9 protein-coding genes are annotated in these 15,645 nt (G+C 56.5%); 8 read left to right on the forward strand and 1 reads right to left on the reverse strand.

The features are described from left to right. The first annotated feature begins 10 nt into the window (after positions 1-10). Complete coding sequence (locus tag HDF14_RS27225) at positions 11-1,807, forward strand: alpha-amylase family glycosyl hydrolase (protein ID WP_313899601.1); 1,797 nt, start codon at positions 11-13, stop codon at positions 1,805-1,807. A gap of 330 nt (positions 1,808-2,137) precedes the next feature. Here HDF14_RS27225 and HDF14_RS15910 read toward each other — a convergent pair whose 3' ends face one another. Further along, positions 2,138-4,654 (reverse strand): amylo-alpha-1,6-glucosidase, encoded by a 2,517-nt coding sequence (locus HDF14_RS15910; protein ID WP_183978481.1) that lies wholly within the window; start codon positions 4,652-4,654, stop codon positions 2,138-2,140. A gap of 87 nt (positions 4,655-4,741) precedes the next feature. Between HDF14_RS15910 and HDF14_RS15915 the strand changes: the two genes are divergently transcribed. The 7 genes from HDF14_RS15915 (at position 4,742) to HDF14_RS15945 (ending at position 15,617) form a co-directional block, all read left to right on the forward strand. Continuing rightward, the gene (locus HDF14_RS15915; protein WP_183978483.1) at positions 4,742-5,323 is read left to right on the forward strand and encodes a hypothetical protein; all 582 of its coding nucleotides are present in this window, start codon (positions 4,742-4,744) and stop codon (positions 5,321-5,323) included. A gap of 135 nt (positions 5,324-5,458) precedes the next feature. Further along, positions 5,459-7,165: a tetratricopeptide repeat protein gene (locus HDF14_RS15920; protein ID WP_183978485.1), complete on the forward strand. Its 1,707-nt coding sequence runs from the start codon at positions 5,459-5,461 to the stop codon at positions 7,163-7,165. A 157-nt stretch (positions 7,166-7,322) separates the two neighbouring features. Then, positions 7,323-9,212, forward strand: coding sequence for a CRTAC1 family protein (locus HDF14_RS15925; protein ID WP_260698312.1), 1,890 nt, complete (start codon positions 7,323-7,325; stop codon positions 9,210-9,212). Next, positions 9,209-10,945 carry a CRTAC1 family protein gene (locus HDF14_RS15930; RefSeq protein WP_183978487.1) on the forward strand — a complete coding sequence of 579 codons (1,737 nt, stop codon included), beginning with the start codon at positions 9,209-9,211 and terminating at the stop codon, positions 10,943-10,945. The genes HDF14_RS15925 and HDF14_RS15930 overlap by 4 nt, the downstream gene beginning before the upstream one ends. Before the next feature lie 142 nt (positions 10,946-11,087). Beyond that, positions 11,088-12,974 carry a CRTAC1 family protein gene (locus HDF14_RS15935; protein ID WP_406707229.1) on the forward strand — a complete coding sequence of 629 codons (1,887 nt, stop codon included), beginning with the start codon at positions 11,088-11,090 and terminating at the stop codon, positions 12,972-12,974. A 136-nt stretch (positions 12,975-13,110) separates the two neighbouring features. Beyond that, positions 13,111-15,300 carry a tetratricopeptide repeat protein gene (locus HDF14_RS15940; RefSeq protein WP_183978489.1) on the forward strand — a complete coding sequence of 730 codons (2,190 nt, stop codon included), beginning with the start codon at positions 13,111-13,113 and terminating at the stop codon, positions 15,298-15,300. Continuing rightward, complete coding sequence (locus HDF14_RS15945; RefSeq protein ID WP_260698313.1) at positions 15,297-15,617, forward strand: c-type cytochrome; 321 nt, start codon at positions 15,297-15,299, stop codon at positions 15,615-15,617. The genes HDF14_RS15940 and HDF14_RS15945 overlap by 4 nt, the downstream gene beginning before the upstream one ends. Positions 15,618-15,645: the final 28 nt, after the last annotated feature.

Consider the following 15,645-nt stretch of genomic DNA (forward strand, 5'->3'; position numbering starts at 1 on the left):
GGAGACGCTCGTGAACGAAAAGCGGTTTCTCACGTCCTCTATTACGAACCATCTCCTCTGCACAGTCCTCGCGCTCGGTAGTCTCATACCGGGCGCGTGGGCGCAGACTGCAACTCAAGTCCCACCTGCAGTCGATCAAAAAAACACCGCCTCCGACCCATGGTGGAAACACGGCGTCATCTACGAGATCTACCCGCGCAGCTTCCAGGACACAGACGGCGACGGCATCGGCGACATCAAAGGCATCACCTCGCGCCTCGACTACATCAAGCAACTCGGCATCGACGCCATCTGGATCAGCCCCATGTACCCCTCGCCCCAGATCGACTTCGGTTACGACATCGCAGACTACACAGCCATCGATCCCCAATACGGCACCATGGCAGACTTCGAACACCTGACCGCGGAGGCGAAAAGTCGCAACATCCGCGTCATCATGGACTACGTGCCCAACCACACCTCCGACCAGAGTGCATGGTTCAAAGAATCACGCTCCTCCCGCGACAATCCCAAACGAGACTGGTACATCTGGCACGACCCCAAGGGCTTCACCGCCGACGGTAAACCCATCCCTCCAAACAACTGGCAGAGTTGGTTCGGTCACTCCGCATGGGAGTGGGACGCCTCAACGAAGCAGTACTACTACCATCACTTCTACGTTCAGCAACCAGATCTCAACTGGCGCAACCCTGAAGTCGTCAAGGCCATGATGGACGTCCTCCGCTTCTGGATGAACAAAGGTGTCAACGGCTTCCGCGTCGACGCCGTCTCGCGTCTCTTCGAAGACCCCAACCTCCACGACGACCCCATTCAACCCGGCCTCAACGCATTCGGCGACCCCAACATCCAGCACAAGTACACCGACAACCTCCCTGAAGTTCACGACATGCTGCGCGAGATGCGCAAAGTCATCGACGAATATCCCGGCAACCCAGTTCTCATCAGCGAAGCCGATGAGCCCAACATCTTCGAGCTCTCCAAGATGTACGGCAAGAACAACGACGAGGTCCAACTACCGATGGACTTCCAGGTAGCCGACGTCAACGAGCTCAACGCGCCTAAATTTCGTCAGCTTCTCGACGAGGTCGAAAACAATCCCGCCCACGGTCAGCCTTACTTTTTCTTCGGCAACCACGATCAGGACCGCATCTGGGATCGCTACAGCATCGGAGTCAACGATCCCGCGATGAAGGCGCGCATCGCCCGCATGATGGCGGCTCTGCTCCTCACCTCGCGCGCCACGCCGCAGATGTACTACGGCGACGAGATCGGCATGATCACCTCCACCCCCACTCGAATTGAAGACGTTCGCGATCCAGAAGGCATCACCGGCTGGCCAAAGCAAAAAGGCCGCGACGGCGAACGCACCCCCATGCAGTGGGACACGTCGAAGAACGCAGGCTTCAGCACCTCCAACACCACATGGCTTCCCGTCGCGTCCGACTACAAGACCGTCAACGTCGCCGTCGAAACTCCCGACCACGAATCGATGCTCAACTGGTACAAGCGCCTCATCGAGCTACGCCGCATCAACCCCGCCCTCTACGAAGGCAACATGCAGATGCTCAACCCAAACGAAAATGTCGTCTCCTACCTGCGCAAGGGACCCGCCGGTCAACCTTCTGTACTCGTAGCCCTCAACTTCTCCGACAAACCCCAGACCCTCAAGTACGACTTCACCGCACTAGGCCTGTCTAAAGGCGCAACCAAAACGTTAGAGACCGACGATCCATCCCTGAACCACGCGCCTCTAACCAAATCGATCACCCTGGCCCCATACGCCACTTGGATCGCCGAGGCGCAATAACGAAGCTCTCCCAACATCAAAAAATGAAACCCGGAATTGGAACCAAAAATCTTGTCAAGTCCCGCATCGACCTAACTCAAACTCACGCAAGCACTTACGCGTGGCGTATGAGTTCCTCACAGATCGGTATACTTTAAACAAGCAAACAAAGTCCCCGGCCATAAACCGGGGATTCGTTATTTGCAGCCGTAAGTCCTTTGACTGCACGAATTTGGACGCAAGTCCTTTGCAATGACTAATTTGCGAGTGGCCACATCCCATAAACTACTCAATATAAGGAACTTACACGCGGCATATAGGGGGGGAGGGGGTAGCAAGGGTGAAGTACCGCTACCAGCGAAGTGTAACTGTCTGGCCCTGATAGCCAACCCCGGAAGGGAATTTAACGACCAGCTTCTCAACACCCGCCGAGATTCCAGATGGAGCAGCCTCGGTCGTCCCGCCATCAACATGAAGATTGAGTTTAGCCGCGTTCCTCCGCACCTGAAGCTCAACAACAGAACCCGCCTCAGCCTCCAACTCCAGCTTCAAAGAGTGGGCATCTGCAGACTCGCTCAACACCTTCATCTGCGCGGTCCGCGCTCCCGGCAACGGTAGGCCGTGTGGCACCGCGACCTCCACCGGCGGCAACGCAAAAGCAATCGACGCACCATCGGACGCGACCTTCGTACCCTTTACCGCACTGGCTAACCGAACCGCCGGCCCGGACGTATTCGAAACCTTCACCACCATGCTCGCCCCCTGACGCTGATACGTCAGCGAACACACAGACTCGCCCACATGAATCCGTTCAACCGAGGCGTTGTCCCAATCCGCAGGAAGATGTGGATCAAGATCAATCGAATGCGAGAGCCCATCCGCCTCGATACCAAACAATCCCTTCAGCGCAGGAGTGATCACCATCGCCGAAGACCACAGCTGATGACTCGTACTCCGACCAAAAGGCTGGAAGAATGCTCCCGACAACAGCTCCGTCACGGCACCCAGATCCTGGGCCGTAGTCAAATCCGCATTCTGCATCAAGTGCTCATACCCGGCCAGCGGACGTCCCGCACGATACTCCGCCACCGCCTCCCATCCTGTAAACAGAGGCCACACCGACCCCTGGTGATAACTGATCGGATCGTAGATGGGCTCATTCTCAGCCACATCACGCAGCCCCCAATCGGTAGAAAAATCATGCGAAGCCCATCGCCGAAAGCTCGCTTGCGGATGAGCCAATCCCTCGCCGCCATTCCACCACGCAATCGCCGGATAGACGGTGGCTGTGCGATCAAGAGTCCCATCAACGTTTCGGCTGAACGCATAGTCCTGCCGCGCAGAATCGTAATACTCAGCCTCAATCTTCTTCGACAAGTCCAAAGCACGCGCCGTCGCGGTATCCGCCGCCGCTTTGTCACCCAGCAATCCAGCAAGCTTCGACATCGCAAATGAAGCCTGCTGATCGAGCAGCGCAAGATAGATCTCCTGATGAGGCATTCCTGACGGCCAGCTCTCCACCCAACCCGTCCCCTGCGAATTGTCATAAATGCCATCGCCATCAGTGTCATGGGTCGTCTCAAAGCGCCACGCTCTTTCAACGGCCTCCCGATGCTGCCGAAGAAAATCAACATCGCCGCTCGTCCGCACGTAGTCCAGCATCGTAGTCAAAAACAACGGCGTCGAATCCGCAGCAGCATACGCATATGAAAAATCTTTCCAGTCAAAATACGCCGCGGTCTGCGGATATTCGTGCATGATTTTGCCATCATCACGCTGCCTCTTCATCAGGAACTCAAGCTCTGCACGAGTCAGCCCGAAGTCGCCAAACCCATTCACCGCGTAGAGCGTATACAAACTGTCGCGACCAAAATACCAACCAAATCCTGGCCGCGCGGAATCCCCAGATGAGTAATATCCAGCCACCAACCCAATCTCCCCGCTCGGTTGCGCCTTTGCCCTCAGTTGCTCAATCGACACCTCTCCCCACGCGAAGTCGTCGTTCAATCCCGCATCCGGAGTGCGAATCCCGGTCACACTTTCCCGCATCTGCCGATATCGCTCTGCATGCTTCTCGTATATCTGCGGCAACTCGCTGTTCAACCGTTCGAGCTTCCCTTGTAGCGTAGTGTTGGACGCAGTCTCGACTGTGTTTCCCATCGCCATCAACAGAGGAAAGTAGCGATTCGTATCTCGCTTAGGGTCAAAATGCAATTTCAGTTCCAGCGGATAAAACCGTGGCTTCTCCTGATACGGAGCCAATATTCCCGGTTGAGAATTCGGTATCGCGACAGCCCCCACAAGATCGGGGAAATCCGTATGGAGCAGATAGAATCCAGAGCTTCCCTGCCTCACCCACTCCGCTGATGGAAGCCCCTGACTTCGCTGAGGCCACATCGGCCTCATCTCGGGCGTAAAGCTGAAAGTCAAATCCATCGGTCGCGTCGAATCAATCTGAAACAACACCACCGCACCTGTACCATCCTCCGCATCATCTGGGGCAAACATAATCTGCCTCACGGTAAACGCGATATGCGAATACGTAATCATCGTATGGTCAGGAAACACCTCGATCTCCGCCGCATCTGCATTTAGATCGATCGGCACCGAATACCCCTCCACATCGGCCCGAATCGCGAAGTGACTAAGCAGCTTTACAGGCAAGACCCATGCCTCAAACGTGCCCTCCTGTTGCCCGGGCATCGCACCGCGCGTCCCGGCAAGAGTGAAAGGCTTACCCATCTCAACATGACGTCGAATCGCCAGGCTGCCTTCTCCGATTGGAAAAGCATCGACCGGCCGCAACATCACTGTCTGGGCGACCGCTACTCCGCCAAGCATTACGACTACAGAAAAAGCAGCCTTCATAAAGCCTCCATCTTCAAAAGATCACCAGTCTACATGTTGCTGTGTTCTCTCCGAACCAAGTACGATGCCACTGATAAGAGGCCGCTCATGCTCCGTAAACCGTTGCGCTCCATCCTTTTGTTTACCCTCGCGATTCTCTCTACATACAGAGCAACGCCCATCATCAGCCGATTCCAGAGCAATTCAGCCACCGCCAATGAACCGAGAGCTTTGACTGCGTCAGAAGCGGCGAAGTTCCTTCCCGCGACAGTCTTTTTCCGCGGTCAGAGCGCGCCCATTCAAGCACGAAACTCGAGCGGAGTGCAGTTCAACAAAGACACATTGCTTCTTGCCACCCTCGTGGACACCGCAGGCTACTCAAGTTCGGTGCAGGAAAAATATCAAGCGTATCTGATCACTGAAGCATCCCTCGACATCGAAGGACATCGGCTTCCACCGGGCGCATATGGCTGCGGCTTCGTGGCCGGCAATACCTTCGTCGTCATGGATATCGGAGGCCACGATCTTTTCTCCGTCCATTCAACCAGGGACGCCAGCATCCACCGGCCCACTCCTCTCCAAGTCCTTCCCGCGCCCGACGGCACCGGATACCGACTCTACGTAGGTCGCGACTATATCGACTTCGCCCAGACCCTTGAAACGACTAACACCACTTCCCTTCATCCATGATTACAATCGGCTGAGATGCAACTCTTCCAGACAAGTTCGCTTCTGCTTTTCAGCGTACTCGCGATCAGCCCACTGGTTCGGGCACAGACTACCTCAATACGGGCAGCTCCTGCACCAACCGCGACATCCGACAGAGTGAAGGAAGCCGAGGAAGCGTTCCGTGCTGGATCCGCAGCTTATCTTCAAAATGATCTACTCTCCGCGCACATTCAGTTTGCAAAAGTGGTCAAACTAGCCCCTGAAGTTGCCGCTGGGCATAGCGCATTCGGAACCGTCCTGCTCGCAGAAGGAGATCTTGCTTACGCCGCAGATCAACTCGAAATGGCGCACAAACTCGCACCACAGAATTCAGACGCCACGCTCAACCTGGCAATCACCTACTCTCAACTCCACCAATATCAGAAATCAGTGCAGATGTTTCAGCTCCTCGATGGAACGAGAAGCGATGCGACGCAGACGCTCACGCCGCAAGCTTCCATAGCCTACGCCGCCGCGCTCGCCGCCACCGGAGAGCCTGCCGCAGCGCAAAAGCAATTGGAGGCGGCTCTGGTCGGCACACCTGATAACGCAGGTTTGCACGATAGCTTGGGCACCATTCTTGCACAACAACAGAACTACAGTGTCGCCACCGTCCACTTTCAGCGCGCGATCTCGTTAGACCCCTCGCTCGCATCCGCGCATTATCACCTCGGCTCAGTCTTTCTGAATCAAGGCAATCCTGCATCTGCCGTTAGAGAACTCACGAAAGCGAACGAGCTCGCCAAAGAAAATGTCGAGTATGTATTGCAGCTTGGCCGCGCCCTTCGCGCAAACGGTCAGGAAGAGGCCGCCCTAGCAGTGTTGCGACATGCATTGGCGGTCGATCCTTCATCGACGGACATCCAATACGAACTCGCCCTTACCCTGCAAGCCAACGACAATCCCCGTGAAGCCCTACTTCTCTTCAAGAAGGTGGTGTCGGGGCGCCCTCAGGATTCGGCCGCACTCACGAATCTCGGACTCGCGCTCGTACAGACGGGCGACGCAAAGGGTGCGATCGCCATCTACCTTCGCGCCGTCGCGCTGAACGCGCAGGATGCAATCCTGCTTCAAGACCTCGGCGTCGCTTATCTTCAGCAAAGCGATCTCGACCACGCCATAGAGCAGTTCCGTGCAGGCCTTCTGGTCGAACCCGGCAACTCACACCTCCACTACGATCTTGGACTAGCGCTAAAGCTAAAAGACAATCCGACCGCAGCAGTGCCAGAGTTCCAACGCGCAGAAGAACTCGATCCAAACCTACCCGATCCGCCCTACACACTCGGCGTTCTCTATCTCCAACTCGGGCGCTTCGCAGAGTCCCAGGTCGAACTCGAAAAGGCTACCACCCTGCGCCCGGATAACGGCGACGCCTGGGCCATTCTCGGCAATGTTTATAAGAACAACAACGATCCACAAAAGGCCACCGCCGCGCTACGACGTGCCATCGACCTGTTACCTAACCAGCCCAGCCCGCATATCAGCCTTGCCGCAGTCCTCAGCCAACAGGGAGATTCAGAAGGCGCGATAGCCGAACGGAAAACAGCCGCAACCCTCAGCCGCGTCGCCGTCAGCCGCCAGCGTGCCAACTTCGCGCTCGATAGCGGCAAAGCCCTTCTAAAACAAGGTCAGATCGCAGAAGCAATCGCCCAGTTGCAAACTGCAGTAGACGCTGACCCAAACTATAGCGAAGCTCACTCTGCCTTAGCCGATGCTCTGGATAGGCAAGGGAGAAGCGCCGATGCTGCCCTTGAACGACAAAAAGCTAAGAAGCTCATCGCAAATACTTCCTCACCGGCCAACTCCCCTTCCGCTCATCCATAGAGGCAGCACTCTCTTTCACTCCAACAGAGTTCTATCCCCCCTTCAGCCGCTTACAACACTCTTTCAACCCTATCCAATTTTGTGATTACAATTACCACGTCGAACAGAGAGCCTCGAAACGCCGGTTCCCGGGTCCATAACCCTTAGGAGTGTCCTTTTGAATTGGTCCCGCCGTAACTTTCTCACTTCGCTCTCTACCACTGCACTGGTTCTTTCGCTCGACGACGTTCTGGCCCTGGCAGCGCCGCAAAATCCTCAACCAATCCAACAGCCGGGATCGCGCCCTACCTACGACGCCGTACCTCGCCCTGCGCCAAAAGGGCTCTCCTCCCCCGTCGCCGAGACCCCGCTCGGCATAAGCTTCACCGACGTGGCACGTCAATCGGGATTGAACGGAAAAACAATCTACGGAGGTGAGCACAAAAATCGATACCTCCTCGAAACCACAGGCTGCGGCGTAGCCTTCTACGACTACGATCACGATGACTGGATCGATATCTTCCTGGTCAACGGCACTCGACTCGACGGTTTCCCGAAGGGCCAGGAGCCCATCTCGCGACTCTTCAAGAACAATCGCGACGGCACCTTCACCGACGTCACCGTCAAAGCCGGAGTCGGCCGCACCGGATGGGGCCAGGGCTGTTGCGTCGGCGACTACAACAACGACGGTTGGGACGATCTCTTCGTCAGCTACTACGGCCAAAATGTCCTCTATCGCAACAACGGAAACGGAACCTTCACCGACGTCACAGAGAAGGCGGGTCTGCTCCAAGCGAAGACGCGTTGGAACTCCGGCTGCGCCTTTATCGACTACGACCGCGACGGCCATCTCGACCTCTTTGTCGCCAACTACATCGACTTCGACATCAAAACCGCACCTCTCCCCGAAGCCGCCGGCTGCGCTTACAAAGGAATCCAGGTAGCCTGTGGTCCTCCCGGTCTTCAGGGCGGCAAAAATATCCTCTATCGCAACAATGGAAATGGAACTTTCGCCGACGTCTCGCAAAAAGCGGGCATGTGGGACACCATCGGAACCTATGGCCTCTCGGTAGCTGTCTCAGACATCGACGGCGACGGATGGCCCGATATCTATGTCGCCAACGATTCCACTGCCGCCACCTTCTACCAAAACCAGAAAGACGGCACCTTCAAAGATGTAGCGATCGAAGCCGGTATCGCCTACTCCCCTGACGGCAAGCCACAAGCCGGCATGGGCGTCTCCATTGGAGATTTCAATCGCGACGGCCGCTTCGACATCGTCAAAACTAACTTCGCCGGTGATACCGATTCCCTCTACGTCAACCTCGGCGACGGAAACTTCGATGACCATACTTACATGTCTGGACTCGGCGTAAACACCCGCTATCTTGGCTGGGGCGTCGGCTTCTTCGACATGGACAACGACGGCTGGCCCGACATCTTCATCTGTAACGGCCACGTCTACCCCGAAGTCGACGGAACCGCCATCGACGCACCTTACGCTGAACACAAATATCTGTACCGCAATCTGCGCAACGGGCAATTCGAAGAAGTGACCGCGCAAGGAGGCCCCGGCATCACAACTCCGGCCGCCGGCCGTGGTTGCGCCTTCGGAGACTATGACAACGACGGGGTATTGGACGTCGTCGTCAATTGCATCAACAGCGTCCCTCAACTGCTTCACTGCGAATCAACCACCGGTCGAAACTGGATCAAGATTCGCACGGTCGGCACAAAGTCCAATCGCTCCGGCATCGGCGCAAAGGTCAGCGTCACGACAGCATTGCCAGGCGCAACCAAACCCTTCATCCAGATCGACGAAGTCCGCAGCGGCGGCAGCTACTACTCTCAGAACGACCTCCGTATCCACTTCGGTCTCGACGACTCCACAAAAGCAGATTCGGTCGAAATCAAGTGGCCATCCGGAACGACAGACACGCTCACCGACCTCGCAGCAAACCATCTTTACGTCATTCAGGAAGGTGGAAAGATTCTGAAAACTGTCGCTATGGGCACGTCATCGCAATCGAAAACACCGACCACTCCGGCCCCGGTCTCAAAACCATGAAGTTTCAATCGCTCTTTCGAATGCCCGTCATCGCTACGTTTGTGATGACCGCCTTCGGCCAGCAGCCCTACCCACCAACCACCGATCATCCTCCTCCAGCCTGGTTCGTCGACGTCGCACTCAAAGCAGGCATCACCGTTCGCGACGTCAACGGTAGCGTCGAAGCCAAGCGTTACATCATCGAAGCCACCGGCTCCGGCGTCGCTATTCTCGACTACGACCGCGACGGCTGGCCCGACATCTTTCTCGTCAATGGCACCAACATCCCTGGCACAACTCCCGCACCCAGCCAGGCCAAACCCACCAACCACCTCTTCCGTAATAATCACGATGGCACCTTCACAGACGTCACCGCGAAGGCAGGCCTCGTCTCAACCGGGTGGGGTCAAGGTGCCTGTGTCGGAGACTACGACAACGACGGGTTCGACGACATCTACGTCACCGGCTACGGCAAAAATCGCCTCTTCCACAACCAGGGCAACGGAACCTTCAAAGAAGTAGCTGAGCAGTCAGGCGTTGCCGGAACCGGCAAAGAGTGGGGGACGGGCTGCGCCTTCGTCGACTATGACCGCGACGGCAAACTCGACCTCGCCGTCGCTAACTACGTACACTTCGACCTCGCCCACACGCCCACTCCAGGACAGACATCAGGCTGTATCTGGAAGGGCGTACCTGTCATGTGTGGCCCCCGCGGCCTCGAGAGCGCACCGAACATCCTCTATCACAACCTCGGCGGAGGAAAGTTTGAAGACGTCAGCAAGCCCAGCGGCTTTGAACACACCAACGGCCATTACTGCTTCTCCATTACTACCCTCGACTATGACGACGACGGATGGCCCGATCTCTATGTCGCCTGCGACTCCACGCCCGCGATCCTCTACAGAAACAATCACGACGGGACCTTCAAAGACACTGCCGCAGACGCCGACGTAGCCTTCAACGAAGACGGCCGTGAACAGGCGGGCATGGGCTCCACCGCGGCCGACTACGACGGCGACGGTAGACTCGACCTCTTCAAAACAAACTTCTCCGACGACACCTCCACCCTCTATCGCAACAATGGTGACGGCACCTACACAGACATGACCTTCGACGCTGGACTCGGCATCAACGCCGATGCTCTCGGCTGGGGCGCCATGTTCGCCGATGTCGATAACGACGGATGGCCCGACCTTCTCGTTGTAAACGGCCACGTCTACCCGGAAGTCGACTCCGCCAAATTGGGTTCCTCCTACCGCGAACCTCGCTTCCTCTATAGCAATCTAGGCAATGGAAAATTCCGCGACATCAGCAAGATCTCCGGCCCCGGATTAGCCGATCCCCGCTCAAGCCGAGGCCTCGCCATCGCCGATCTCTTCAACGACGGTCGTCTCGAAGCCGTCATCAACAACCTCAGCGATCGACCGATGCTCCTGGTCAACCTCGCCAAGAATCTGAACCACTGGCTCGGACTGCACCTCATCGGCACCTCCTCAAACCGCGATGCCATCGGCGCGCGCGCGACCCTCAAATCTGCGAACCGTCTCTGGGTCGACGAAGTCCGAAGCGGCTCCAGCTACAACTCTTCCAACGATCTTCGACTCCACTTCGGCCTCGGCCTCGAAACCCACCTCACAAGCATCCAGATCCGCTGGCCCAGCGGTCAAACGGAACTCTTCGACCCTCCCACACAGATCGATCGGATCATAAAACTCACCGAAGGAAAAGGTCGTCCCCAGCCAGCGTCGAACTAAGCCGAGCTATCTCTAACAACAAACTCGCAATCACATGAGAAGCTCGTATGGTAAACATGATGCTGAATCCATCAGAGAACCAGGAATGCGTGCAGGACTTAACTACCCTGCAACCTGAAATCGGAGCCACAAGGACACATTCGTGACCGTTCATCATCGCCATCGTTATACTGCGCATCACCTAGCCTTTGTCATCCAGGCAATCCTCTTTGTAAGTACAGGAATATCGATAGGCCAATCGACTACCCCAAACTCCCACACCGCAGACACACAATCTGACAAGCCCCAGGAAGGCGGGCAGGCGCCTGCAACGGGAGGAGCCAACACTGGCGGCGCACATCCCGCAGTGCTCGACGCAGAGAAGCGGCCCATTACCGCCGGCGGCTTCGTAAAGAGTGGCCCCATCATCTTCCAGGACATCGCCGCAAAAGCCGGCTTAACCTCTTGGACCCACACAATGGGAACTCCGGAGAAAAATTTCATCATCGAGACAAACGGATCTGGCGTCGGACTCATCGACTATGACAACGATGGCTGGCTGGACATCTATCTCGTCAACGGTTCCACCTACGATGCCATGAGCGGCAAAGCAACACCGCCCCATGCCGCACTATTCCACAACAATCACGATGGCACTTTCACTGACGTTGCGGCGAACGCGCACGTCACCAATGACCGCTGGGGAATTGGCGTTGCCATCGCTGACTACGACAACGACGGCTGGCCCGATATCTACGTCAGCAACTTCGGCAAGAACCGCCTCTATCACAATAACCATGACGGAACCTTCACCGACGTCGCAGAGAAAGCCGGGGTCACTCTCGGCAACTGGTCCACCGGAGCCACCTGGGGAGACTACGACGGCGATGGCCGGCTAGATCTCTTCGTCCCCGGCTATGTTCACTACGACATCGCAAACCAACCCGGCTCCGGCGGCAAAGATGTCTCTTATAGCTTTTGCCAGTTTCGCGGCGAGAAAGTCATGTGCGGCCCCCGTGGTCTCAAGGGCGAACCAGATCACCTCTTCCACAACAACGGTGACGGCACCTTCACCGACGTAAGCGAAAAAGCCGGAGTCTCCGACAAGAATGGCTACTACGGTTTCGCCTCCGTCTTCGTCGACGTCAACAACGACGGCAAACCAGACCTTCTCGTCGCCAACGATTCCACCCCAAACTACCTCTACCTCAATAAAGGCGACGGCACCTTCGAGGACGCCAGCTACGCCTCCGGATACGCTCTCAACGAGAATGGCCGCGAAACAGCATCCATGGGCATCGCAATCGGCGACTACCGAAACAACGGCCTGCTCGACATCTACAACACAACCTTCTCAGACGACTACAACCCGCTCTATCGTAACGACGGAGACGGCAACTTCACCGATATCAGCTACCAGATGGGAATCGCGGAACCCACAATTCCGTTCCTCGGGTGGGGCGCAGCTTTTTTGGACTTCGACAATGACGGATGGAAGGACCTCATCGTCGCGAATGGTCACGTCTATCCCCAAGTCGACCACACAACCTGGGGAACCACCTGGGCACAACGCCCGCTCCTATTCCGCAACATCGATGGCAAAAAATTCGATCTCGAACCCGCCGTCGAAGGTACCGCGCTCGCAGCTCTCTATGTTGGTCGCGGCATGGCCGTCGGAGATCTCTTTAACGACGGCAAATTGGACGTTGTCATCAACTCACTCGACCACCCCCCGGGCCTGCTCCGTAACGTCTCCGCAGATAACCACCATTGGATCGAGCTAAAACTCGTAGGCGGACCCAAAAGCCCTCGCGATGCCATCGGTTCCACGGTCTACCTTACTGCGGGAGGCAAAAAACAACGTGGAGATGTAATCTCCGGAGGCAGCTTCGCCTCCACTCACGACCCTCGCATTCATTTCGGCCTTGGTGACGCCGCCATAATCGATTCAGTCGAAGTTCACTGGCCCAGCGGGGCAAAAGAGAAATTCGCAATCACCAAGGTCGACCAGATCGTTAATCTGACCGAAGGTAAGGGCGCAAAAATCTAACCGCCAAACCCTATCTCCTCTCTTCAAACTTTTGATTGAGATTTCTTCCCACCCGCAGAACAATAGCGCACCCACTTCGCGCATCATTACAATCACCTCTCCTATGAAAATGCCATACAGACGGATCGGTCGCATCATGCTCTGTACGGCCCTTTGCGCAGCCACCACCTCATTTTTCATCTCCTTGAAGGCGGACGGGACCCACGCCTCCGACGCCTTCACCACCCCAGCTCAACGCCAGATCTACACGGAGACAGTCAAAGAACATTACAACTTTAGATTCGGTGCCGATCTGCCTTTCCTGCCATCCAACGCCACCACCGACACGGGCCAATTCATCAATCCCAAATCCTTCCCTACTGCCAAATACTGTAGCCACTGCCATCAGGAAGCACATGACGAATGGCGCCAGTCCGCTCACGCCAACTCCTTTCGCGCTCCGTGGTACATCAGGAACACCGGCCTGCTGACGGCTGAAAAAGGCATCGAATACACCCGTCACTGCGAAGGCTGCCACAATCCTATCGCACTCGTCTCAGGAGCGCTCACCAAGGGATCGCCGGTCAATCGTAAGTTCGACGACGATGGCATCACCTGCTCCGTCTGCCACTCCATCCAGAAGGTCGATGCCCGTGGCACCGGTAGCTATGTGCTGGCGCAGCCAGCTGTTCTCCTTGATGAGAACGACCAACCCATCTATGGCGATGTCTCTGACAAAGAGATCCTTGCCCACCTCGATCGCCACTCCAAAGCAGTGATGAAGGACTTCTACCGCACCAGCAACTTCTGTGCGGCCTGCCATAAAGCCGCTCTCCCCAAGCAGCTGAATGACTACAAATGGCAACGGGCCATCTTCCTCTCCGACGAGTGGCAGCTCTCCTCTTTCGCCAAACAGTCACCCCTTCCCTTCTACGTCAAAGACCAGGTTTCCACCTGTCAGACCTGTCACATGACGCGCGAAGATCTCACCACCTCTGACTCTGGAGCAAAGGAAGGAAAACTCGCCTCTCACCGATGGCTCGGCGCCAACACAGTTATCCCGAAGTTCTACAACTACGACACTCAGATGGAGAAGACCGTAGCGTTCCTCAAGGCCGGCGTCTTCAACGTAGACATCTTCGGCCTTGAGAAGAATCAAGAAAAGATCATCGCCCCAGTCGGCAACGATAACTTCACCGTCGCCCCAGGCGATCTTCTGACGACTACGATCATCATTCAGAACAAAGGCATCGCTCACAGCCACGTGCCCGAGCAGCGCGACATGTACGAGAGTTGGGTCGAGTTTGAAGCCAAAGACGCCGCCGGCCACACCCTCATGCACTCCGGCACAATTCAACCCAACGGCGACCTTGATCCTCGAGCACACAGCTTCACCAATCGCCTGGTTAACACCAGAGGAACGATCAACGATCTCCACCAGGTCTGGAATAATCGCGTCGTCGCCTACAACAACACGATCGCCTCCGGCCGCTCCCAGGTCGTCCGCTACCAATTCAAAGTGCCCGCGGACGCAACTGGACCCATCACCGTCACAGCGAAGGTCAACTACCGCCGCTTCGATCAGCATTTCATGGACTTCGGAATGGGCAAGCACTACGAGATGCCAGTTGTTACGATGTCCGAACGCACACGCACCTTCACCATCGGCGACAATCCTCCCGCGGTCGACCCACAGGACAACAAAATCTGGATGCGCTGGAACAACTACGGCATCGCAATGCTGGATGCCCAGCAATACGCCGAGAGCGTCCGGGCATTCCAGCAGGTCGCCCAACTCCGACCCGACTACGCAGACGCCTTCACCAACATCGCCATCGCTAACTTCCAGTGGGAGCGCTACGAAGCCTCTCGTGCCAGCCTCGACAAGGCGCTCGCGCTCAGCCCACACAACTCCCGCGCGCTGTATTACCTCGCGTTAGTCGAACGGAACCAGGGCCAGGTCGACAACGCCATCACAGATCTCCGCGAAGTCATCACAAAATTCCCAAACTCGCGCGACGCTCATCGAGAGCTCGGCTTTTCTCTTTATCAGCAGCATAAGTATGACGAAGCCCGCACAGAATATGAGACTCTACAATCGATCGACCCCGACGACCTGGCCGCACACTATATCCTCTCCATCGTCTACCGCCGCCTCGGCATGAAAGATAAAGCGGCCCACGAAGCAGCGATGTTTGCTGATCAAAAAGACGACCCCACCGCAAGCACGTACGCACTTGAGTATCTGCGCAAACACAACGAAGTCGCATCGGAGACCGTCCCCTGGCACACACACACCGATTTTGCTCCCGAACCCACCGACCACACCGTAACATCTGCTCAATGAAATTGCTCGGCTCAGCATTAGTTATTGCTTTGGCATCTGTGTCTTGTCTGCCCGTATTCGGGGAGTCCGCAAAGCAGCACGGAGCAACCGTGTTCGTGAACAACGGCTGCCAGCACTGCCACACCATCCGCGGTCAGGGCGGCGAAAAAGGCCCCGATCTCTCTGGAGTAGGCCGCACCCTGAACAAAACTCAGATCCGCACTCAGATCACACAGGGTGGTCGCCAGATGCCATCCTTCGGCGAGATTCTGAAGGTATCCGAAGTCGACGACCTCGTCGCCTACCTGCACTCCTGCCGCGACAAGAAGTCGAAATAACGATACGCATTCTCAGATCAGGAAGACG

The sequence above is a fragment of the Tunturiibacter gelidiferens genome (assembly GCF_014201335.1).
Taxonomy (GTDB): domain Bacteria; phylum Acidobacteriota; class Terriglobia; order Terriglobales; family Acidobacteriaceae; genus Edaphobacter; species Edaphobacter lichenicola_E.

Bases quoted from the DNA above. Each gene is read 5' to 3' on its own strand.
- HDF14_RS15910 (WP_183978481.1), bottom strand. From the start codon at position 4,654: ATGAAGGCTGCTTTTTCTGTAGTCGTAATGCTTGGCGGAGTAGCGGTC.
- HDF14_RS15915 (WP_183978483.1), top strand. From the start codon at position 4,742: ATGCTCCGTAAACCGTTGCGCTCCATCCTTTTGTTTACCCTCGCGATT.
- HDF14_RS15930 (WP_183978487.1), top strand. From the start codon at position 9,209: ATGAAGTTTCAATCGCTCTTTCGAATGCCCGTCATCGCTACGTTTGTG.
- HDF14_RS15940 (WP_183978489.1), top strand. From the start codon at position 13,111: ATGCTCTGTACGGCCCTTTGCGCAGCCACCACCTCATTTTTCATCTCC.
- HDF14_RS15945 (WP_260698313.1), top strand. From the start codon at position 15,297: ATGAAATTGCTCGGCTCAGCATTAGTTATTGCTTTGGCATCTGTGTCT.